This window comes from Achromobacter sp. MUI-25009338 (assembly GCF_057359325.1).
Genome location: NZ_CM170627.1, coordinates 3,474,278 through 3,495,052, shown reverse-complemented (window position 1 = coordinate 3,495,052; position 20,775 = coordinate 3,474,278). Strand labels below are relative to the sequence as shown.

Annotated in this window: 18 protein-coding genes; 12 read left to right on the top strand and 6 right to left on the bottom strand. The window is 67.2% G+C overall.

Going from position 1 to position 20,775, the window contains the following annotated elements; all coding sequences use genetic code 11:
- Window positions 1-2: 2 nt before the first annotated feature.
- Window positions 3-485, bottom strand: a complete 483-nt coding sequence (locus tag AC1IQ6_RS16545; RefSeq protein WP_102771443.1) for an Lrp/AsnC family transcriptional regulator — start codon at window positions 483-485, stop codon at window positions 3-5.
- A 142-nt stretch (window positions 486-627) separates the two neighbouring features.
- Here AC1IQ6_RS16545 and AC1IQ6_RS16540 point away from each other — a divergent pair, with 142 nt between their 5' ends.
- Window positions 628-1,251, top strand: a complete 624-nt coding sequence (locus AC1IQ6_RS16540) for a LysE family translocator (protein WP_246842396.1) — start codon at window positions 628-630, stop codon at window positions 1,249-1,251.
- Between the two features lie 28 nt (window positions 1,252-1,279).
- Here the strand turns inward: AC1IQ6_RS16540 and AC1IQ6_RS16535 are convergent, their stop codons facing one another.
- Complete coding sequence (locus tag AC1IQ6_RS16535; RefSeq protein WP_111825377.1) at window positions 1,280-3,178, bottom strand: ABC transporter ATP-binding protein; 1,899 nt, start codon at window positions 3,176-3,178, stop codon at window positions 1,280-1,282.
- Between the two features lie 535 nt (window positions 3,179-3,713).
- Between AC1IQ6_RS16535 and AC1IQ6_RS16530 the strand changes: the two genes are divergently transcribed.
- From AC1IQ6_RS16530 to AC1IQ6_RS16490, 9 genes are all read left to right on the top strand, one after another.
- Complete coding sequence (locus AC1IQ6_RS16530) at window positions 3,714-4,577, top strand: VOC family protein (RefSeq protein ID WP_102771440.1); 864 nt, start codon at window positions 3,714-3,716, stop codon at window positions 4,575-4,577.
- Entirely contained in the window at window positions 4,574-5,290 is a 717-nt protein-coding gene (locus AC1IQ6_RS16525; protein WP_485864957.1) for a class II aldolase/adducin family protein, read from the top strand. The genes AC1IQ6_RS16530 and AC1IQ6_RS16525 overlap by 4 nt, the downstream gene beginning before the upstream one ends.
- The gene (locus tag AC1IQ6_RS16520) at window positions 5,287-6,741 is read left to right on the top strand and encodes a 2-hydroxymuconic semialdehyde dehydrogenase (protein WP_485864956.1); all 1,455 of its coding nucleotides are present in this window, start codon (window positions 5,287-5,289) and stop codon (window positions 6,739-6,741) included. The genes AC1IQ6_RS16525 and AC1IQ6_RS16520 overlap by 4 nt, the downstream gene beginning before the upstream one ends.
- A gap of 61 nt (window positions 6,742-6,802) precedes the next feature.
- Complete coding sequence (locus AC1IQ6_RS16515; protein ID WP_111825374.1) at window positions 6,803-7,978, top strand: ABC transporter substrate-binding protein; 1,176 nt, start codon at window positions 6,803-6,805, stop codon at window positions 7,976-7,978.
- Window positions 7,979-7,988: 10 nt separating this feature from the next.
- Complete coding sequence (locus AC1IQ6_RS16510) at window positions 7,989-8,909, top strand: branched-chain amino acid ABC transporter permease (RefSeq protein ID WP_102771437.1); 921 nt, start codon at window positions 7,989-7,991, stop codon at window positions 8,907-8,909.
- A gap of 25 nt (window positions 8,910-8,934) precedes the next feature.
- Window positions 8,935-9,975 (top strand): branched-chain amino acid ABC transporter permease, encoded by a 1,041-nt coding sequence (locus tag AC1IQ6_RS16505; protein ID WP_485864955.1) that lies wholly within the window; start codon window positions 8,935-8,937, stop codon window positions 9,973-9,975.
- On the top strand, window positions 9,972-10,745 hold the full coding sequence (locus AC1IQ6_RS16500; RefSeq protein WP_102771435.1) for an ABC transporter ATP-binding protein: 774 nt from the start codon (window positions 9,972-9,974) through the stop codon (window positions 10,743-10,745). The genes AC1IQ6_RS16505 and AC1IQ6_RS16500 overlap by 4 nt, the downstream gene beginning before the upstream one ends.
- Window positions 10,746-10,754: 9 nt before the next feature.
- Entirely contained in the window at window positions 10,755-11,453 is a 699-nt protein-coding gene (locus AC1IQ6_RS16495) for an ABC transporter ATP-binding protein (RefSeq protein WP_485864954.1), read from the top strand.
- Window position 11,454: 1 nt separating this feature from the next.
- Window positions 11,455-12,225: an SDR family NAD(P)-dependent oxidoreductase gene (locus tag AC1IQ6_RS16490; protein WP_102771433.1), complete on the top strand. Its 771-nt coding sequence runs from the start codon at window positions 11,455-11,457 to the stop codon at window positions 12,223-12,225.
- A 472-nt stretch (window positions 12,226-12,697) separates the two neighbouring features.
- Here AC1IQ6_RS16490 and AC1IQ6_RS16485 read toward each other — a convergent pair whose 3' ends face one another.
- From AC1IQ6_RS16485 to AC1IQ6_RS16470, 4 genes are all read right to left on the bottom strand, one after another.
- Complete coding sequence (locus tag AC1IQ6_RS16485) at window positions 12,698-13,672, bottom strand: transketolase family protein (protein WP_485864953.1); 975 nt, start codon at window positions 13,670-13,672, stop codon at window positions 12,698-12,700.
- Window positions 13,669-14,541, bottom strand: coding sequence for a transketolase (locus AC1IQ6_RS16480; protein ID WP_168202128.1), 873 nt, complete (start codon window positions 14,539-14,541; stop codon window positions 13,669-13,671). Before AC1IQ6_RS16480 ends, AC1IQ6_RS16485 begins: the two co-directional genes overlap by 4 nt.
- Before the next feature lie 10 nt (window positions 14,542-14,551).
- A complete protein-coding gene (locus AC1IQ6_RS16475; protein ID WP_485864952.1) occupies window positions 14,552-15,820 on the bottom strand; it encodes an aminotransferase class III-fold pyridoxal phosphate-dependent enzyme in 1,269 nt (422 codons plus the stop codon).
- Window positions 15,821-15,935: 115 nt separating this feature from the next.
- Window positions 15,936-16,667 (bottom strand): GntR family transcriptional regulator, encoded by a 732-nt coding sequence (locus AC1IQ6_RS16470; RefSeq protein WP_102771429.1) that lies wholly within the window; start codon window positions 16,665-16,667, stop codon window positions 15,936-15,938.
- Window positions 16,668-16,834: 167 nt separating this feature from the next.
- Here AC1IQ6_RS16470 and AC1IQ6_RS16465 point away from each other — a divergent pair, with 167 nt between their 5' ends.
- Both AC1IQ6_RS16465 and AC1IQ6_RS16460 read left to right on the top strand, forming a co-directional pair.
- Entirely contained in the window at window positions 16,835-19,108 is a 2,274-nt protein-coding gene (locus AC1IQ6_RS16465) for a penicillin acylase family protein (RefSeq protein ID WP_485864951.1), read from the top strand.
- A 95-nt stretch (window positions 19,109-19,203) separates the two neighbouring features.
- A complete protein-coding gene (locus AC1IQ6_RS16460) occupies window positions 19,204-20,769 on the top strand; it encodes an ABC transporter substrate-binding protein (protein WP_485864950.1) in 1,566 nt (521 codons plus the stop codon).
- The last annotated feature ends 6 nt before the right edge of the window (window positions 20,770-20,775 follow it).

The window sequence follows — 20,775 nt, the reverse complement described above, 5'->3', positions numbered from 1 at the left end:
GCCTACCTGGCCAGGTGGTCCAGGGGCAGGGGGCTTTGCGGCTTGACCGTCTGGATCGCGAAATTGCTGCGTATGTCTTTCACGCCCGGCAGCTTCAGCAGCGTGTCGAGCAGGAAACGTTCGTAGCCGCGCAGGTCCGGCACCACCACCTGCAGCAGGAAATCCGATTCGCCCGACACCAGGTGCGCGGCGATGACTTCCGGCAGCGCGCTGACTTCCTTGCGGAACTCGGCCGCGTCGCGCTCGTGGTGGCGCTCGACCTTGATGCCGACGAAGACGGTCAGGCCCAGCCCGACCTCGTCGGGGGCCAGCCGCGCCTCGTAGCCCTGGATCACGCCGGCTTCTTCCAGCAGGCGCACCCGGCGCAGGCAGGGCGAGGGCGACAGCCCGATCTGCTCGGCCAGTTCGACGTTGGTGAGGCGGCCGTTCTGCTGCAGGGCCTCCAGGATGCGGCGGTCGTAGCCGTCCAGTTCGCGTTTTGGCATGGATTTATGTTGGTGGATCAGTTATTGGTGAGATATGCCAATAATGATAGGCCAGGTGGCAGTAATAGCAAGCACATGCCAGCCCGTTTTTTCTAGAATGATCGCCTTCTTCTGGACGGATTGGAGCGGGGCGATGGCGGATATGGCGATGTTTCTGGGGGCCTTGCTGATCGTCTATGTGGTGCCCGGCCCCGACATGATCCTGCTGCTGGAAACCGGGGTGCTGCGCGGACGCGGGCAGGCGCTGGCGGTAGCCGCCGGGCTGGCGATCGCGCGGGCGGCCCACGTGACGCTGGCCGCGCTGGGCCTGGCGGCGCTGTTCAAGACCCACCCGTGGGCGTTCGACATTGCGCGCACGTTGGGCGGCGGATATCTGGTGTGGCTGGGCATGCGGCTGCTGCGCGCCGGGCCGGTGTCGTACGACGCCGTGAGCGGGGCGGCGCCGCGCCGCGCCGGCTGGGGGCCGGCGCTGCTGAGCGGCGTGCTGACCAATGTGCTCAATCCCAAGGCCCTGCTGTTCTGCTCGGTGCTGCTGCCGCAGTTCGTGTCGCCGGCCTACGGGCCGATCGGCCGCCAGTTCGCCGTGCTGGGCGCGATCGTGGTCGGCCTGGGGCTGGCGTTCGACGTGATGTGCGCGCTGGCCGGCGGCGCGGTGGGGCGCTGGATGTCGGCCAGTCCGCGCGCCCGGAAAATCCAGGGCTGGATTTTCGGGCTGACGCTGATCGGCTTCGGCCTGCGCCTGACGCTGGCGCAGCGCCCCGCATGATGCGGGACGCTGCGCGCCGGCGCGGGCCTTACTTGGCGTAGGCGTAGGCGTCCTCGCCGGCTTCCGTGTCCGTCTCCGGATCGCGCACCCGCGGCGGCGCCGCGCCGTCTTCCAGCAATTCGTCCGGCTTGAAGCCCTTGGTCAGTTCCAGGGCCTGGCGCTCGAACAGGCGGCGGTACAGCCCGTGCTTGAGCTGGATCAGCGCTTCGTGGCTGCCTTCCTCGATGATGCGGCCGTGGTCCATCACCAGCAGACGGTCCAGCGCGCGCACGGTCGACAGGCGGTGCGCCACCACCAGCGTCGTGCGGCCCTCCATCAGGCGGTCCATCGCCCGCTGGATCAGCACTTCGCTTTCGCTGTCCAGGCTGGAGGTGGCCTCGTCCAGGATCAGGATGGGCGCGTCGGCCAGGAACGCCCGCGCGATCGCGACGCGCTGGCGTTCTCCGCCCGACAGCTTCACGCCCCGCTCGCCGACCAGCGTGGCGTAGCCCTTGGGCAGCGCCATGATGAAATCATGGGCGCTGGCCAGGCGCGCGGCCTGCTCGATCTCGGCCTGCGTGGCGTCGGGGCGCGCATAGGCGATGTTCTCCGCCAGGGTGCGGTGAAACAGCACCGGCTCCTGCTGCACGATCGCGATCTGGCTGCGCAGCGAAGCCTGCTTAGCCTGGGCGATGTCCTGCCCGTCGATGGTGATGCGTCCGCCGTTGACGTCGTAGAGGCGCTGGATCAGCTTGATGAACGTGGTCTTGCCCGATCCGGAATGCCCCACCAGCCCGACGCGCTCGCCCGGCGCGATGCGCACCGAGAACCCGTCGTACAGGGCCGTGTCATGCGCGCCGTAGCGGAAGCTCACGTCCTCGAAGCGGATCTCGCCGGCGGTCACGCGCAGCTCGCCCGCGCCGGGACGGTCGTCCACGCCCAGCGGCTGGCGGCCCAGCGCGACCAGTTCTTCCATGTCGTTGACCGAGCGCTGCAGGTTGCGGATGTGCATGCCCACGTCGCGCAGGTGGCCCTGCAGCATGAAGAACATCGTCAGCGCGAAGGTGATGTCGCCCACGCTGGCCTCGTTGCGCGACCACAGCAGCAGGGCCATGCCCAGGATGCCGGCCTGCATCGCCACCAGCATCGCGCCCTGCACGCCGCCGTTGATCGTGCCGCGCACCCAGGTGCGGCGCGTGCGGTTGCGCCATTTGTCGACCACGCGGCCGAGCCGGACCTCTTCGCGGGTCTCGGCGCCGAAGGCCTTGACCACCGCGTTGCAGGTGACGGCGTCGGCCAGCGCGCCACCCATGCGCGTGTCCCAGGCGTTGCCCAGGCGCGCGGCCGGCGCCACGTAGCGCAGCGACAGCGTGGTCGTGACGGCGATATACAGCACCGAGCCGGCGCCCACCACCAGACCCATCATGGGCCAGTGCGCGCCCAGCAGCGCGGTGGCGCCGACCAGCATGACGACCGAGGGCAGCAGCGCGATCAGCAGCGTGTCGTTGAGGATGTCCACCGCCCACATGCCGCGCGTGACCTTGCGCACCGTCGAGCCGGCGAAGCTGTTGGCATGCCAGTCGGTGGAAAAGCGCTGCACGCGGTAGAAGGCGTTGGAGACGATGGCGTTCATCATCTTCAGCGTGAAGGTGATGATGTTCTGGAACACCGCCTGGCGCAGCAGCGTGCTGCCCACGCCCAGCGCGATCAGCAGCCAGAACGAGGTCACCGCGGCGCTCCAGACCAGCTCGTCGCCGGCGGCGCCGGAGGCCACCGCGTCGACCAGGCGGCCGGCGTACAGCGGCGTCAGCACGTCGGCCAGCGACGACAAGAGCGCCAGCGCCACGATCAGCGCCGTGCGCCAGGGCTGCTCGCGCCAGTGGCGGAAGGTAAAACCGAGAACGTCCTTGAAGGCCTGTCCTCGCAGATCGAGTTTTTTTCTAGCCATTGCAATGGCCCGGCGTCACCAGGACGCCGGGAGTCCTTGTGTGGAAAGAGGAAGGAACGGCCCGCGCGGTCGGCGCAGGCATTGCGTTTACGGGTTTGGGGCGGGCACGGGGGACCGGTCGCCAGATAAGCATCCGGCGACGGGCCCGCGCGGGCGACGACTTAATTGCGTCGCGGGGATACGCGCGGGAAGGCGGTTTGTGCGTACATCATTGCGCCTCCCTGAGGTGTGTTGAAGTGAAAATAGGACGGATCATGCCAACCATGGGCAATGTCCCGAATTGAAGATTCTATAGAAGTGATGTAGTCGAATCAACGGGCCTTGCGCGCGGTGTCGGTTTTTTTCAACTGGGGAGTCGCGTGGGAATGCGGCGCGGACTCGGATGGGCCTGGGACTACAGCGTCCCGCAAAAATCTCGATAAAAATTATTGACGCCGAGATTTTTGATGCTTATCGTAGAAAAAAATAGCGCCGCCAACCCGAGCCGGACCGCGCGACCCGCGCAACACCGGCCACAGGCGCGAGGAGACAGGCAGTGATACGGCTACACGACATCCGGTACGTCCGGCTGGGCACGCGCGACCTCGATGCGGCGGTGCGCTATGCGACCACCGTGCTGGGGCTGGAACTGGCCCGCAAGGAGCACGGCGCGGTCTATTTCAAATCCGATTCGCGCGACCACACGCTTTGCTATTTCGAGGGCGATCCGCGCGACCATACCTCGGCCTTCGAGGTCGACACCGCCGAAGAACTGGAGCAGGCCGGCGCCGTGCTGGAACGCAGCGGCTACACGGTGCAGGCCGGCAGCCGCGAAGCGGCCGAGCAGCGCTACGTGCGCGACTTCCTCAGCTTCATCGACCCTTCCGGCAACCGCATCGAACTGGTGCACGCGCCGCAGCACAGCGGCCGGCGCTACTTTCCCGGCCGCGACGCCGGCATCACGGGGTTTTCGCACATCGGCCTGCGCACGCTGGACGCGCGCCGCGACGAGGCCTTCTGGACCGGCCTGCTGTCGGCCCGCGTCAGCGACCGCATCGGCGAGGCGCCGCTGCTGCGCATCGACGAGGTGCACCACAAGATCGCGCTGTTCCCGTCCAGCTATCCGGGCGTGCAGCACATCAATCACCAGGTCGAGAGCATCGACGACATCATGCGCGCCTGGTATCAGCTGCGCGAGTGGAACGTGCCGATCCGCTTCGGCCCCGGCCGGCATCCGACCTCGGGCGCCATGTTCCTGTATTTCGACGGACCCGACGGCATGATCTACGAATACTCCACCGGCGTGCGCCTGATCAGCGCCGAAGACGAAAAAACCTACCGGCCGCGCAGCTTCCCCGCGATACCGTCCTCGTTCTGCATGTGGGGCGCCAAGCCCGATATCCCGGAGTTCAAGTCGTGAGCGCCGCGCCGGATTCCGGCCAGCAGGCGCTGGTGCGCGTCGCGGCCCGCGCGCTGGCCCGCGCCAACCTGGTCCATGCCTACGGCCATTGCAGCGCCCGCATCGACGCCGGCCATTTCCTGGTGTGCGCGGCCCGGCCCATGGGCCTGATCGAACCGGGCGAGCCCGGCACGGTGGTGCCGGTGCATGGCGAGCTGCCCGAGGGAGTGCTGGGCGAAGTGCGCATCCACCAGCACATCTACCGGCTGCGCCCGGACGTGGGCGGGGTGGTGCGGTCCATGCCGCCCACCGTCATGACGCTGTCCACGGCCCGGGTCACGCCGCAGCCGCGCCACGGCATGGGTTCGTATTTTTCCCCGGCCGTGCCGCTCTGGGACGATCCGCAGCTGGTGCGCAGCGACGCGCAGGCGCGCGGCGTGGCCGAGACGCTGGGCGCGGCCCGCGCGGTGGCCATGCGCGGCAACGGCGCGGTGGTGGCGGCCGAGTCCCTCATGCATGCCGTCGTGCTGACCTGGTATCTGGAAGACGCGGCCCGTATCGAATTGCAGCTGCGTTCGGCCGGCCTGGCCAATGAGGGCCCGACGCTGGCCCTCGAAGAAGCGGCCCGGCGCGCCGTCGGCACCGGCCGCATCTACGAACGCATGTGGGAATACCTGAGCGCCGGCGACCCCGAAGCGGCGCTGGCCGACCTGTCACAACCGAGGAAGCAATGACCGATTTCCGCAACTTCATCAACGGCCAGTGGGTCGCCACCGGCAACACCTTCGACAACCGCGACCCGGTCGACAACCGCCTGGTCGGGCGCGTGCACGAGGCCGGCGACGCCGAGATCGACGCCGCGGTGCGGGCGGCCAAGGCCGCGCTGCGCGGCCCCTGGGGCCAGTTGAAGACCCAGCAGCGCGTCGAACTGCTGCACGCGGTGGCCGATGGCATCAACCGCCGCTTCGACGACTTCGTCGACGCCGAGATCGCCGACACCGGCAAGCCCTATGCGCTGGCCAGCCACCTGGACATCCCGCGCGGCGCGGCCAACTTCAAGATCTTCGCCGACCTGATCCGCAACGTTCCCAACGAGACCTTCGACCTGGAAACCCCGGACAACGGCCACGCGCTCAACTACGGGGTGCGCGTGCCGCGCGGAGTGATCGGCGTGATCTGTCCGTGGAACCTGCCGCTGCTGCTGATGACCTGGAAGGTCGGTCCGGCGCTGGCCTGCGGCAACACGGTGGTGGTCAAGCCTTCCGAGGACACGCCGGGCACGGCCACGCTGCTGGGCGAAGTGATGAACGAGGTCGGCGTGCCGGCCGGCGTCTATAACGTGGTGCACGGGCGCGGCCCGGGCTCCGCCGGAGAAAAGCTCACCCGCCATCCGCTGGTCGACGGCATCACCTTCACCGGCGAGACCCGCACGGGCGAGGCCATCATGCAGGCCGCCGCCGTGGGCGTGCGGCCGGTGTCGTTCGAGCTGGGCGGCAAGAACGCCGGCATCGTGTTCGCCGACGCCGACTTCGACAAGGCGGTCGCCGGCATCGCGCGCGCGGCGTTCGACAACACCGGGCAGGTCTGCCTGGGCACCGAGCGCGTCTACGTGCAGCGCCCGATCTTCGAACGCTTCGTGGCGGCGCTGGGCGAGCGTGCGCGCGGCTTCACGCTGGGCCGTCCCAAGGACCCGGGCGTCAACCTGGGCCCGCTGATTTCGCAACGCCACCGCGACAAGGTGCTGGGCTACTACAACCGCGCCCGCGAAGAAGGGGCCACGGTGGTGGCCGGCGGCGGCGTGCCCGACATGCCCGGCGAACTGGCCGCCGGCGCCTGGGTGCAGCCCACCGTCTGGACCGGGCTGCCCGAGACCTCGGCCGTCATCCAGCACGAGATCTTCGGGCCGTGCTGCCACGTCGCGCCTTTCGACACCGAGGAAGAGGCGATCGCGCTGGCCAACGCCACGCCCTACGGCCTGGCCGCCAGCGTATGGACCACCAACGTGGGCACCGCGCACCGCATGGGCCGGGCGCTGGAGGTGGGCATCTGTTGGATCAATTCCTGGTTCCTGCGCGACCTGCGCACGGCCTTCGGCGGCTCGAAGCAATCGGGCATCGGCCGCGAGGGCGGCGTGCATTCGCTGGAGTTCTATACGGAGCTGCGCAATGTCTGCGTGAAGCTCTGAACCCCCCCGGCAGGCGCCGCAAAGAACGGCGCCGCCGCCCATCCTCCAAAGGAGACATACCATGCAAGCATACGCACGCGGGCTGTCCGCGCTGGCCGCCATCGCGGCCCTGACGGCGGCCAGCGCCGCAATGGCGGACATCCGCATCGGCTTTACCGGCGTGCTGTCCGGGCCGCAGGCGGCGCTGGGCCAGGACCAGTACGACGGCCTGATGCTGGGCATCGAGCAGCTGGGCGGCAGCCTGGGCGGCCAGAAGGCGGTGGTGATCCGCGAAGACGACCAGCTCAAGCCCGACGTGGGCGCGCAGATCGTGCAGAAATTCATCGAGAAGGACAAGGTCGACGCGATCGTCGGCCTGGGCTTCTCCAACGTGCTCATGGCCGAGCTGCGGCGCATCAAGGAATCCGGCGTGGTGGCGATATCCACCAACGCCGGCCCCGCGCCGATCGCCGGACGCATGTGCCTGCCCAATCTGTTCGTGCTGGGCTGGCAGAACGACAGCATGTCCGAGGCCATGGGCAAGTACGTCAAGGACCAGGGCTACAAGCGCGCCTACCTGATGTCGTCCAACTACCAGGCCGGCAAGGACAAGCTGGCCGGCTTCAAGCGCTTCTACGGCGCCGCGCCGGCCGACGAAATCTATACCCAGCTGGGCCAGCTGGACTATTCCGCCGAGATCTCGCGCATGCAGTCGGCCGGGCCGGACGCGCTCTTCGTGTTCTACACCGGCGGGGTGGGCGTGAACTTCGTGCGCCAGCTGCGCCAGGCCGGCCTGATGGAGAAACTGCCGTTCTTCTCGGAAAGCCTGATCGACTCCAACACGCTGGCCGCGCTCAAGGACCAGGCCACCGGCGCCATCTACGGCACGCCCTGGGCGACCACGCTGGACAATCCGCAGAACCGCAAATTCGTCGAAGCCTTCAAGGCCAAGTACGGACGGCTGCCGTCGGAGTACGCGGTGGGCGGCTATGACGCCGCCTATCTGCTGGACGCGGCGGTCAAGCAGCTCGACGGCAAGCTCGGCGACAGCCGCAAGCTGGCCGCCGCGGTCAAGGCGGCGGGCGCCAGCTTCCCCTCGGTGCGCGGCTCGTTCCGCTTCAACACCAACAACATGCCGGTGCAGAACCTGTACGCCTACCAGGTCGTGAAAGACGGTGAAAACGTCGACGTCAAGCAGTTGGCCACCGTGTTCACCGACCATCAGGACGCCTACGTGGCCGACTGCCCGATGAAATAACGGAACGCCCATGAACGGATCACTACTGCTGTCCCAACTGCTCAATGGCCTGCAGCTGGGCGCGCTGCTGTTCCTGCTGTCCTCGGGGCTGACCCTGATCTTCGGCATCATGAACTTCATCAACCTGGCGCACGGCTCGCTCTACATGATCGGGGCATTCCTGGGCGCCACGGCCTACAACGCCAGCGGCTCGTTCGCCTTCGCCATCCTGGCGGCGGTGGTCGGCAGCGGCTTCGTCGGCGTGGTGCTCGAACGCCTGATCGCGCGGCCGCTGTACCGCCACGATCACCTGTACCAGGTGCTGGCCACCTTCGGCCTGATGATGTTCTTCAACGAGCTGGCCTCGGTCATCTGGGGCAGCCGGCCGTATTTCGCGGCCGTGCCGAGCAGCCTGGACGGCGCGGTCAGCCTGTTCGGCAGCGACTACCCGGTGTATCGGCTGATGATCATCGGGGTGGGGGCGCTGGTGGCGTTGGGGGCCTGGTTCCTGATCCAGCGCACGCGCTTCGGCATGCTGATCCGCGCAGGCGCCAGCAACGCGCCCATGGCCAGCGTGCTGGGCGCCAACGTCGACCTCCAGAAAACGCTGCTGTTCCTGCTGGGCGCCGTGCTGGCCGGCGTGGCGGGCGCCCTGGCCGGGCCGATTCTGTCGGTGCAGTCCGGCATGGGCGAGCCGGTGCTGATCCTGGCGCTGGTGGTGATCGTGGTCGGCGGCATCGGCTCGGTGCGCGGCACCCTGGTCGCGGCGCTGCTGATCGCCATGATAGACACGCTGGGCCGCGCCTTCCTGCCCGACATGCTGCGCGCGGTCTTCGACGCCTCGGTCGCCAACGCGGTCGGCCCGGCGCTGGCCTCCATGCTGATCTACGTGCTGATGGCGGTGGTGCTGGCATTCCGGCCGCAGGGCCTGGTCTTTTCCGCGCGGCGCTGACGGCGCCGCGCAAGGGCATAACATCATGCAAGCAAACGACAAGCGGCGCTGGGCGCTGCCCCTGCTGTTCCTGGTCCTGGCCGGCGTGCCGTTCGCGGCGCAATGGCTGGGAGAACCGTTCTACGTCACCCTGGGCGCGCGCATCCTGATCTACGCCCTGGCCGCGCTGGCGCTGAACCTGGTGCTGGGCTTCGCCGGCCTGGTCAGCTTCGGCCACGCCATGTTCCTGGGCCTGGGCTGTTACGCGGTAGGCATCCTCAGCTACTACGGCTTCGGCAACGGCTGGCTGCAGCTGGCCGTCTGCATCGCCGTATGCGCGCTGGTGGCGCTGGTGGTCGGCACGGTCTGTCTGCGCACCTCCGGCATCGGCTTCATCATGATCACGCTGGCCTTCGCCCAGATGTTCTATTTCCTGGCCGTCAGCCTGCGCGAGTACGGCGGCGACGACGGCCTGAACATCTACGAGGCCAGCGCCTTCGGCCTGTTCGAACTGGACGGCAGCCTGCCCGTGTACTGGGCGGCCTGGGCGCTGCTGCTGGTCTGCAGCATCGGCATGCTGCGCCTGCGCCGCTCGCCCTTCGGCATGATCTTGCGCGCCACCCACGCCAACCCGCGGCGCGTGGACGCGCTGGGCTACTCCGTGTTCGGCGTGCGCCTGACGGCCTACGTCGCCTCGGGCGTGCTGACCGGCGTCGCCGGCCTGCTGCTGGCCAACCTGACCGCCTTCGCCTCGCCCAGCTACATGTCCTGGCCCGTCTCGGGCGAGCTCATCGTCATGGTCGTGATCGGCGGCCTGGGCAGCGTGCTCGGGCCCATCGTCGGCGCCATCGCCTACCTGCTGATGGAAGAAGCCTTCAAGAGCCTGACCCAGCACTGGATGCTGCTGATGGGACCGGCCGTGGTCGTCATCGCCATGCTCGCCAAGGGCGGCTACGGCAATTCCCTGGCCTGGCTGCGGCGCGCGCCGCCGGCCGGACCCGCCGCGCCCACCGCTGCGCCGCCGGCCGGCGACGGCCAGCAGGACCGCCGTGCGCCGGACACCCTGGCCAAGGAGGCCTCCGCATGACCATGCAAACCGCCTCCGCGCCGGCCGGCCTGTCCACCCACGACCTGGTGCGCCGCTTCGGCGGCCTCAAGGCCACCGACGGCGTATCGCTGGACGTGGCCCCCGGCGAATTGCACGCGCTGATCGGCCCCAACGGCGCCGGCAAGACCACGCTCATCAACCTCCTGTCGGGCGAACTGCGGCCCGACGGCGGCGCCGTGCGCCTGGGCGCGGCCGACGTCTCGCGCGCTTCTGTCCAGGAGCGCGTCGCCCAGGGCATGCTGCGCTCCTATCAGGTGACCTCGGTCTTCGACAGCTACACCGTGCTCGACAACGCCTGCCTGGCCGCGTTGCGCAAGCGCCGCCGGCGCCTGTCGCCCTGGACCGCGCTGCGCGACTGCGCCGACGTCGTGGACGCCGCCACCCAGGCGCTGCGCGCCTGCCGGCTCGAAGACGTGGCCGAGGCCGAGGTCGCCAGCCTGGCCTACGGCCAGCGCCGCCAGCTCGAAATCGCCATGGCCCTGGCCGGCGAGCCCTCGGTGCTGCTGCTGGACGAACCCATGGCAGGCATGAGCGCGGCCGAAAGCGCCGGCGTCATCGCCCTGCTGCAAAGCCTCAAAGGCCGCTACACCATCGTCCTGGTCGAGCACGACATGAACGCCGTCTTCGCGCTGGCCGACCGCATCAGCGTACTGGTCTACGGCAAGATCATCGCCACCGGCAGCGCCGAACAGATACGGAACCATCCCGATGTGCGCCGCGCCTACCTGGGCGACGACGCCGACGCATAAGGAGCCGCCATGTTGAGCATCAACGGATTGACGGCGGCCTACGGCCATTGCCAGGCGCTCTTCGGCGTGGACCTGGACGTGGGCGAGGGCGAAGTCCTCGGCCTGATCGGCCGCAACGGCATGGGCCGCAGCACCGTCATCAAATGCCTGTTCGGCCTGCTGCCGGCCAGCCAGGGCAGCATCCGCTACGGCGACCGCTCGCTGCGCGGACTGGCGCCGTACCGCATCGGCCGCATGGGCCTGTCCCTCGTGCCCGAAGGCCGCCAGATCTTCCCGACCCTGACCGTGGAAGAAAACCTCATCGCCACCGCCATCGCGCGCGGCGGCGCCCGCAACTGGACGCTGGAGCGCGTCTACGAACTGTTCCCGCGCCTGCGCGAACGCCGCGCCAACCTGGGCACCCAGCTCTCCGGCGGCGAACAGCAGATGCTGGCCCTGGGCCGCGCGCTCATGACCAACCCCAGCCTGCTGGTCCTGGACGAAGCCACCGAAGGCCTGGCGCCCGTGGTGCGCGCCGAAATCTGGCGCGTGCTGGCGCAACTGAAAGCCGAAGGCCTGTCCATGATCGTGGTCGACAAGAACACCACGGCCCTGCTGCGCCTGTCCGACCGCAACGTCATCCTCGACAAAGGCGTGACCGTGTGGCGCGGCAGCTCGGCCGAACTGTCCAAACGGCCCGACCTGGTGGCCGCCTACGTGGGAGTCTGAAATGAGATTGCAGGACAAAGTGGCGCTCGTCACCGGCGCGGCCGGCGGCATCGGCCTGGCCATCGCGCGGCGCTTCGTCGCCGAGGGCGCCTGCGTGCTGCTGGCCGACCGCAAGCAGGCCGAACTGACCGCGGCGGCCCGCTCCTTGGGAGACCGCGCCGCCGCCGCCACGGCCGACGTGACCGACCCGGCCGACGCCCAGGCGCTGGCCGACGAATGCGTGCGCCGCTGGGGCGGCCTGGACGTCTGCGTCTGCAACGCCGGCGTGATCCGCGCCGCCGACTTCCTGGACCTGACACTGGAAGACCTGGACGCCGTCATGAACGTCAACGTGCGCGGCACCTTCCTGGTCGCCCAGGCCGCCGCGCGCGCCATGGTCGCGGGCGGACGCGGCAACGGCGCCATCGTCACGCTGTCCTCGATGACCGCGGAACTGGCCATGCCCGACCAGCTGGCCTACGGCGCCAGCAAGGGCGCGGTGCGGCAGATGACCAAGTCGATGGCGCTGTCCCTGGCGCCGCATGGGATACGGGTCAACGCCATCGGGCCGGGCAGCATCGATACCGAGATCCTGGCCACGATTACCAGCAACCCCGACGCCCGCAAGACCGTGCTGTCGCGGATTCCGATGCAGAGGTTGGGGTCGCCGGACGAAGTCGCCAAGGTGGCGGTGTTTCTGGCTTGCGATGATTCCAGTTATGTGACGGGGCAGACGGTGTATGCGGATGGGGGGAGGTTGGCGTTGAACTATACGGTTGCCGTCAAGGAGTAGGGGGCGTTATGGGTAGTGTCGCTATGGGGTCAGGTGGGTTAGAGGGATAGAACCACGAAGAGCCGCAGGCCGTGAGCATGACGGTGGTCGAGTCAAGGCCGGATCTACGTTCTGATGTCGCGGCCGGACGAGTTGGCGTAACTGCCTTTTCAGCTTCCTAGCCAGAATATGTTCATTTGGCGGCAGATCTCGCTGACAACCTCGGCTAGGTCGGGCTCATGTAGATTTGCGATGCAGCGCGATTTGCCGGCGTTAGCGCACAGTGACGGATCTTGTTGGTTGAATTGAGCTGGGGCATTCCTGACAGCCGCTCGTCCCATGTCTCAAATAGGTCGTAAGCAGTCGTTGATGGCGGACGGCTTTCGACCCATTGCGGCCGTTGGGCTAGACAGATTGATCGGCTGCAATACAGCGATTGCTATCCGTGTCACATCTGCCTGGCCCAAGGGGCCAAGGGCCTGGCCGCCAGTCCTTACGCGGTGCCGGCCACGCGCAGGAATTCGCGCACGACGGCCGGAGCGTCCATGCCGAACTCGGCCATCAGGTAAGGCGTCGTGCCGCCATGGGTAAACGTGTCGCGTACGCCGACGCGAGCGAAATTGACCGCGACTTTGTTTTCCATGAGCAACTCTGCCACGGCCGAGCCCAGGCCGCCGATGATCGAATGGTTTTCCACCGTGATCACCGTGGGCACTTCGCGCGCCATGGCCGCTATGGCGGGGTTCAGCGGCTTGAGCGACGTGACGGCGACGACGCCCACGTCCTTGCCCTGACGAGCGAGTTCGGCGGCGGCGGCTTCGGCGATCGGAATGCTCAGGCCGCTGGCCAGGAGCAGGCCGTCTCGTCCGGCGCGCAGTCTGGCGAGTCCCTGCTCGGACGACGGGCGGCTCGCAGCGGGCGTGGCCCCGTTGGCTCGCGCCAGGCGCAGATAGACGGGGCCGTCGTAGGCCAGCGCCTCGTCCACTGCGGCGGCGGCCTGTCCGGCGGCCGGTTCCAGGACGCGCATGCGGGGCAGGGCGCGCATCAAGGCCACGTCGTCGATGGCCTGGTGGCTCACGCCGAGCAAGGTGTCCACGCCCGGGATGAAACCGACCAGCTTGACGTTCAATCCGGGATGGGCCACCTGCATGGCGACCTGGTCGTAGGTGCGGCGCGTGGCGAAGACGCTGAACGTATGCACGAACGGGATGCAGCCGCAGCGCGCCATCCCGCCTGCCATGCCGACCATATTGGCTTCGGCGATGCCGGCCTGGTAGAAGCGGTTGGGCAGGGCGTCGCGGAAGATGTCGGTTTCCGTGGGGCCGCTCAGGTCCGCGGTCAGCGCCACGATGCGCGGGTCGCGGCGGGCCGCGGCCAGCAGCGCCTCGCCATAGATCCGGCGCGCGGCCGGGGCGCCGGAGCGGTCGGTGAAATCATTGACGGCCAGGTTGTCTTGAGAGCGGCTCATGCCTGGATCTCCAGATGATCGAGTTCTTGCAGCGCGAGAGCGGCGGCCTGCGGCGGCAGCTTCAGGTTGTGTCCCAGTATCCCTTCGAGCGAGGGCGCGCCCTTGCCGACCAGCGTGCGCGCGATGATGCAATGCGGCTGTCCGGGAACGGTGCGCGCGAGTTGCAGCGTTTTCAGCAAGGCGGGAATGCTGTTGCCGTCGATGTCATGCGTGTGCCACCGGAACGCGCGCCATTTGTCCGCCAGCGGTTCGTCGGGCTGGACCTGATTGATGTGGCCTTCGACCTGCATGGCGTTGGCGTCGATGATGAGGCAGAGGTTGTCCAGGCCCCAGTTGCCGGCGACCAGCGCGGCCTCCCAGACCTGGCCTTCCTGCAGCTCTCCGTCGCCCAGCACCACATAGACGCGGCTGTTGCTGCCCGAGCGCTTGAGCGCGGCGGCCATGCCCACGCCGACGGACAGGCCCTGGCCCAGCGAGCCGCAGGTCGCCTCGATCATGGGGCCAAGGCGTTCCGACGCGTTGATCTCCAGTTCGGAACCGTCGTCGCAATAGGTGTCCAGGCGCCGTGCGTCCAGGATGCCCCGCGCGGCGAGCGTGGCGTAGAAAATGGCGGTGTTATGCGCGGTGGACAGGATAAAGCGGTCGCGCTGCGGCCATGCCGGATCTTCGGGCTTGAGATTCAGTTCCGAAAAGTACAGCGTGGCGAACAGGTCGGCCGCGCCGAGCCCTTGCTGGACATACCCCTGGCCGGTGCGCGCCACCATGTGCACAACCTGCTTGCGCAGCGCGAGCGCGATCCGCGCCAGTTCGGATGCTTCCCGGGTCGGGGCGAATACCGGGAGTGGTGTAAGGGCGGTCTGTGCTGCCATCGTTTTTCCTTCAGTGGGCGGCCACATCAGCGACCATCCCGAAGGCGTGGTCGGTGACCTGCAGGGCGTGATCGATGTCTTGCGCGGTATGCGCGAGGCTGAGGAACATGTTGTGGCGGTGGTGCAGGTAGACGCCATGTTTCAGCGCTTCGGCCGTGAAGCGGGCGCCCCGGGAGTAGTCGGCGTCATCCTCGAACAGCACCAGCGGCAGCTGGGCGGGGCCCGTCTGACTGATCTTGACGCCGTGCTTGTCCGCCTGGCGTTGCAGGCCGTCGCGCAAGCGCTGGCCCATCTTCTCGAAGTGCTGGATCGCGCCGCTGTTTTCCAGGACGTCCAGCGTGGCGATGGCGGCGGCCATGGCCACCCCGCCCATCCAGAACGAACCGGTGATGTAGATCTGCTGCGCCGCTTTGCGAAAGGCGTCGTTGCCGGTCACCGCGGCCAGGGAGTGGCCGTTGGCGATTGCCTTGCTCCAGGCGCAGATATCGGGCCGCACGCCCAGGGGTTCCCAGCTTCCTTGCAATGACAGGCGCATGCCGGCGCGCACTTCGTCGATGACCAGCGCCGCGCCCTGGCGGTCGCACAGGGCGCGTGCCGCCCGGGCAAAATCGGGATGCGGCAATTCCTGCGGTACGCCCAGGTCGTGGCGGAAGGCCGACACCAGGACGGCAGCCAGATCGTCGCCGGCTTCGCGGGCTGCGGCTTCCAGGCTTTCGATGTCGTTGAACTTGAAGTAAATCAGGTGCGCGCGGTCTTCGGCGGTGACGCCTGCCACCGATGGCGTGCACCACGGCACGGCGCCGTGATAAGCGCCTTTGGCCAGGAGGATCTTGCGCTTGCCGGTGCCGGCGCGGGCAATCATCAGGGCGGCGGTGGTGGCGTCCGAACCGTTCTTCTGGAACATGGCCCAGTCCGCGTGGGGCAGCATGCCGACCAGCCGCTCCGACAGCTCCACCAGCCGGGCGGTGGGGCCGTTCATGCAATCGCCTTGCTCGGCCTGCTTGCGGGCGGCCTCGTCGATGACCGGATGCTTGTGGCCCGCGATGATGGGGCCCCAGCTGCACATGAAATCCAGGTATTCACGGCCGTCCACGTCCCAGAGGCGGCAACCGTCGGCGCGCGCAAAAAACTGAGGGTAGCCGGCCGGCAGGATCCTGGCGTTCAGGTGGCCGTACATGCCGCCCGGAATGACCTTGTCGGCCCGGGCCCGTAGGGCCGCGTCCACAAGTGCGAGATTACTGCCCTGGTTCAGATCTACTGCCGTTTGTGTCGCGGTCATATGTCGTTCCCATCCCTGGCTGACAGTGCTTGGAATAAACATGATACATGATATATGATGTTTGCAAACACAGTGTTTGCCCCGATCGGAATGCGGGAAAACAGCGGGGAATCGTCTACTTGCGCCGGCTGCGGCGGACCGATTTGGTCGAGGACTTTTTCACCGGCTCCGGCTCTTCGTGGTCGATGGATTCGAGGTAGGCGACGAACTGTTCGCCGCCCTCGATCAGGTCCTGTTCCACGGCGGTGGCGAGCGCTTTGGCGTCACCCGCCTTCAGCGCTTCGATGATGCGCAAGTGTTGATGCTCACCCTCGTAGGTGGGGTGGCCATGGGGGTAGAGGTAGTTCAGCAAGGGGCCCGCCTGGATCCACAGGCGTTCCAGGATTTCGGTCAGCTGCGGCATGCCGGACCGGCGATAGAGCGAGAAATGAAAGTCGTAATTGGATTGCACCGCTTGCGGATAGTCTTTTTGCTCTTCGGCACGGATCAGCGTGGCGTGGATGCGCTCGAGATCGGCAATGAATGCGGCATCGATGTGCGACAGCGCCTCGACGGCGGCCATCGGCTCCAGATGCAGACGCAGGCGCCGGATCTCCAGGTACTCGGAGAGCGACAGGCGGCGGGTCAGGAAGTAGTAGCCGGCCTTCATTTCGATGGCGCCGTCGTTGGTCAGCAGCAGGATGGCTTCGCGCACGGGCGTTTCGCTGACTTCCAGGTCGGCGGCCAGCGTGGCGATCTTCAGCCGTTCGCCGGGTTGGAAGCGGCCGGACATCAATCTGTCGCGCAGCGTGCGGTAGACCTGTCCGGTAAGGCTGGAGCGAGTGACGGAAGTTTTCTCTGTGGCCATAGTGGGCTGAGCGAAGGTCGACAGCGATTGTCTCGGACCTAGATTTTAGGGAAGAGCTGCTGCCTAGGTAGAACTACGGATATGAGTACCACCTAAAAGAACACAATATATTATATATCGTGTTAAGCCAGTGGCCCGCGCCACGGCAAAGATCGGAGGAACGCTGGATGTCGTCGTCCCCTGAAGTGCTGCGAGATCGCTGGGGCATACCGCATGTCCGGGCCGATGGCGTCGATGAGCTGTTCTTCGCCAACGGCTATGTCCACGCGCAGGACCGGCTCTGGCAGATGGACGCCGCGCGCCGGCGCGCCGTCGGCCGGTATGCGGAATGGGTCGGGCCCGAAGGAGCGGCGGCGGATGCGCTGGCCAGGCGGCTGGGCGTGGAGGCGGCCTCGCGCAGGGATTTCGCGGCGCTGTCGGCCGAGACACGGCGCATGTTGGAGTGCTATGCACAGGGCGTCAACGCCGCAATAAATGAGTTTCCGCTGCCCGTGGAATACGAGCTGCTGGGTGAGCGGCCGCAGCAATGGGAACCATGGCAATCGGTTGCCGTGATGCGCCAGCGCGGCCTGCTGATGGGATCCATCTGGTTCAAGTTGTGGCGCGCGGCCGCGCTGCGCACGATCGGACCCGAGGCCATCGGCCTGTTGCGGTACGACGACGGCGGCAACGAGCGTTTCGTTTCGCCGCAAGTCGATGACGTACAGACGCGGCGCTGGATCGCCGGCCTGCAGTCGCTGGCTCCTTCCATCGATGCGCTGCTGGCGCTGGCGCCGGCGGACGGCACCATTGCCGGGTCCAACAACTGGGCGGTGTCGGGCGCGCGCACCGTCAGTGGCAAGCCCATGGTCGCGGGCGATCCGCACCGGATCTTCGAGATCCCCGGGATGTATGCCCAATTGCACCTGAGCTGCGGCGAGTTCGATGCGCTGGGCTTCTCGGTGCCGGGCGTGCCGGCCTTTCCGCATTTCTGCCATACGGAGCACGTCGCGTGGTGCGTGACGCATGCCTTCGCCGATATCCACGACCTGTACCTGGAGCGTTTCGATCCCTCCGATCCCGCGCGCTATCAGACGGAGACAGGCTGGGCGCGGGCCGAGGTCCATGAGGAAATCGTGAACGTACGCGGCGCGGAATCCCTGAAGGTCCGCGTAATCCGGACGCGTCACGGTCCGCTGCTGGCGGATCCCGAGGCGAGCGGGTACGGGGTGGCGCTGCGTTCGGTGCAGCTGGACCCCGTGGACCGTTCCCTGGACTGCCTGCTGCCGATGCTGCGCGCCCATGGCGTGCGTGAGTTCAATGAGGTGTGCCGTCCCTGGGGCGTGATCGACCACAGCGTGGTGGCGGCCGACACGTCCGGCCACATCAGCGTGAACGTGCGGGCCATCGTGCCGGAGCGCGACCGCGTCAACGGCTGGCTGCCTGTGCCCGGTTGGACGGGGCAACACGAATGGCGCGGCTACATCCCCTGGGAACGCATGCCGCGCGAGGTGGACCCCGCGTCCGGCAAGCTGGTGACGGCCAACAACCGCATCGCGCCGGACGGCGAGGGCGATTACCTGTGCACCGATTGCCATCCCTCGACGCGGGCCCGCCGCATCAGTGAACGGCTCGACGGTTTTCCCGCCGCCAGCGTGGACGACATGGTCGGCCTGCTTGGCGACACCGATAGCGCGCGCGCTCGCGACATCGCCGCGCGCATCTGCAAGGTGACCCCTCAGGGCGCCGGCGCGGAACTGGTGGCCTTGCTGCGAGGCTGGAACGGCAACATGGCCGCCGGCGAGTTGGCTCCGTCGGCCTACTACCAGGTGCGCCAGGCAATGACGCGCATCCTCGCGCGGCGCTCGGGCCTGGACCGCGCCGCCCGGAACATCTTCGCCACGATGGCCGCGCCGGGCGTGGTGCCCGTCAATCAATTGTGGTGGACGCTGCCCGAACTGCTGCGCCGCGAAGACGTCAGCCTGCTGGCCGGCGCCACTTGGGACCAGGTCATTCAAGAAGCGCTGGCCGCCGTCGCCGAGGGCGGCGCGGTGCAGCCCTGGGGGCGCCTGCACCGTCCGGTGTTCTCGCATCCGCTTGCAAACGCCTTCCCGGAGGCAGCGGCAAGGCTTGCGCCCGCCTCCAACGATGTCGCGGGCGATGGCGATTGCGTGTGCGCCACCGGCGCCTGTCCCACCGGCGGCCCCTCGTCCAGCTATGGGCCGGTTGCGCGTTATGTCTTCGACGTGGGTAATTGGAATGCGAGCCGCTGGTCGGTTTTTCATGGCGCCTCGGGCGCGCCCGACAGCCCTCACTACAGTGACCAGAACCCATTGTGGGCGCGCTGCGAGCTTGCGCCCGCGCCGTTCACGCGGGAAGCGGTGGACGCTTGCGCCGTGTCGCGCCAGCGCATCGAGATCAAGGGGCTGAAGCCGGAATCCGCGCATACCGACAGCCCGTAATGCCGAGTGGGGGTGCGCCCGCCGCGCGCCCATGCTGTTTTAACCGGGTCCGCCGCAAGCCTCGGCCGGAACCCACGAATAGAAAGGGGAACAGGATGTTCGCGAATTCCACATTGCAGCGGATCGGATGCGGCATGGTCATGGGCGCCGCCCTGTTGGCCAGCGCCATGGCGCCGGCAGGCGCGGCGGAGGACACACCCAAAAAGGGCGGGACTCTGATCTATGCGAGCCTGTCCGGCCCGGGCACCCTTGATCCCCAGGTTGCGGCCAGCATGGTGGATCTGGAAGTGATCCACCATCTGTACGAAGGCCTGGTGACCATCGACGGCTCCTACAACACCAAGCCCTTGCTGGCCCGCGAGGTCAAGGTCAGCGACGACCTCAAGACCTACACCTTCCTGCTGCGCAAAGGCGTCAAGTTCCATAACGGCAAGGTCATGACCTCCGAGGACGTGAAGGCGACCTTCGAGCGCTATGCCCGTGTCAGCCCGAACAAGGCGGCGCTGGATGATGTGGAAAGCTACGAAGCGCCCGACGCCGATACCTTCATCATCCGTCTGAAGAAAACGAATGCGGCGTTCCTCGATGTCCTGAAGACGCCGGTCTATCCCTTCGTGATCCTGCCCTCGGAACAGAAGGACAAGCCGGCGCGCGGCATAGACATCATCGGCACCGGCGTTTTCAAGCTGGGCCAATGGGTCAAGGACAGCCATCTGGTGATCCAGCGCTTTGCGGATTATGTGCCCGACGACCAGGCGCAAGGCCCCGACGGATTCGCCGGCAAGCGCACTGCCTACGTCGATGCCGTGCGTTTCAACTTCGTACCCGAGGCCAATGCGCGCGTCGCGGCGATGCAGACGGGCGAAGCCCTCTTTACCTCCACCATCCCGCCAGAATTGGCCGCCAGGCTGAAGAGCCAGAAGCACTTGCAGGAAGTGACGGTCTACCCGTACTGCCAGCAATATCTGATCGTGCATTCGCAACAGGCTCCCACCGACAACGTCAAGGTGCGCCAGGCAATTCGCGAGGCGGTGCACGTGGACGACATCATGAAAGTGATCGGCGCGTCCAAGAAGAACCACTCCATGGTCTATCCGGAAGGCGCGTATTACGGGGGCAAGGTCACCGATGGCCGCTACAACCAGAACGATCCGAAGAAGGCGCGCGAACTGCTCAAGGAAGCGGGCTACAAAGACACGCCTATCGTGCTGCAGACGAACAACAACTACGACTACATGCGCGACGCCATCCTGGTCCTTTCGGAGCAGCTCAAGGCGGCCGGGATGAATGTCAAGATCGACATCACCGACTGGACCACCAACGCCTCCAATCTCCAGACGGGCAAGGGCAACTGGAACGTGTCCACCACCAGCTTCTGCTCCAACCCCATCCTGGGCCCGCAGCAGTGGCAGTCCATGATCTACAACTTCCCGCACGTGAAGGACGACAAGGTGCTCGATGGCGCCTACGAAACCTTCTACAAGACGCCCGATCTGGCCGGCCGCAAGGCCGCGTGGCTGGACATCGAGCAGCGTGTGCTGGATGAGGCGTACATGATCAAGGTGGCCGACCGCGGCAACGTGCAGGTCATCAATACGCGCAAGGTGGGCGGGTTCAGGCCGTACTACATGAATCACTTCTGGAACGTGTGGCTCAAGTAGGAAGCG

Excerpts from the sequence above, each read along its gene's own strand:
- AC1IQ6_RS16470 (WP_102771429.1), bottom strand. The coding sequence starts at position 16,667 with ATGGCCACAGAGAAAACTTCCGTCACTCGCTCCAGCCTTACCGGACAG.
- AC1IQ6_RS16545 (WP_102771443.1), bottom strand. The coding sequence starts at position 485 with ATGCCAAAACGCGAACTGGACGGCTACGACCGCCGCATCCTGGAGGCC.
- AC1IQ6_RS16520 (WP_485864956.1), top strand. The coding sequence starts at position 5,287 with ATGACCGATTTCCGCAACTTCATCAACGGCCAGTGGGTCGCCACCGGC.
- AC1IQ6_RS16495 (WP_485864954.1), top strand. The coding sequence starts at position 10,755 with ATGTTGAGCATCAACGGATTGACGGCGGCCTACGGCCATTGCCAGGCG.
- AC1IQ6_RS16500 (WP_102771435.1), top strand. The coding sequence starts at position 9,972 with ATGACCATGCAAACCGCCTCCGCGCCGGCCGGCCTGTCCACCCACGAC.
- AC1IQ6_RS16485 (WP_485864953.1), bottom strand. The coding sequence starts at position 13,672 with ATGAGCCGCTCTCAAGACAACCTGGCCGTCAATGATTTCACCGACCGC.
- AC1IQ6_RS16510 (WP_102771437.1), top strand. The coding sequence starts at position 7,989 with ATGAACGGATCACTACTGCTGTCCCAACTGCTCAATGGCCTGCAGCTG.
- AC1IQ6_RS16515 (WP_111825374.1), top strand. The coding sequence starts at position 6,803 with ATGCAAGCATACGCACGCGGGCTGTCCGCGCTGGCCGCCATCGCGGCC.
- AC1IQ6_RS16475 (WP_485864952.1), bottom strand. The coding sequence starts at position 15,820 with ATGACCGCGACACAAACGGCAGTAGATCTGAACCAGGGCAGTAATCTC.
- AC1IQ6_RS16540 (WP_246842396.1), top strand. The coding sequence starts at position 628 with ATGGCGATGTTTCTGGGGGCCTTGCTGATCGTCTATGTGGTGCCCGGC.
- AC1IQ6_RS16505 (WP_485864955.1), top strand. The coding sequence starts at position 8,935 with ATGCAAGCAAACGACAAGCGGCGCTGGGCGCTGCCCCTGCTGTTCCTG.
- AC1IQ6_RS16490 (WP_102771433.1), top strand. The coding sequence starts at position 11,455 with ATGAGATTGCAGGACAAAGTGGCGCTCGTCACCGGCGCGGCCGGCGGC.
- AC1IQ6_RS16460 (WP_485864950.1), top strand. The coding sequence starts at position 19,204 with ATGTTCGCGAATTCCACATTGCAGCGGATCGGATGCGGCATGGTCATG.
- AC1IQ6_RS16465 (WP_485864951.1), top strand. The coding sequence starts at position 16,835 with ATGTCGTCGTCCCCTGAAGTGCTGCGAGATCGCTGGGGCATACCGCAT.
- AC1IQ6_RS16480 (WP_168202128.1), bottom strand. The coding sequence starts at position 14,541 with ATGGCAGCACAGACCGCCCTTACACCACTCCCGGTATTCGCCCCGACC.
- AC1IQ6_RS16535 (WP_111825377.1), bottom strand. The coding sequence starts at position 3,178 with ATGGCTAGAAAAAAACTCGATCTGCGAGGACAGGCCTTCAAGGACGTT.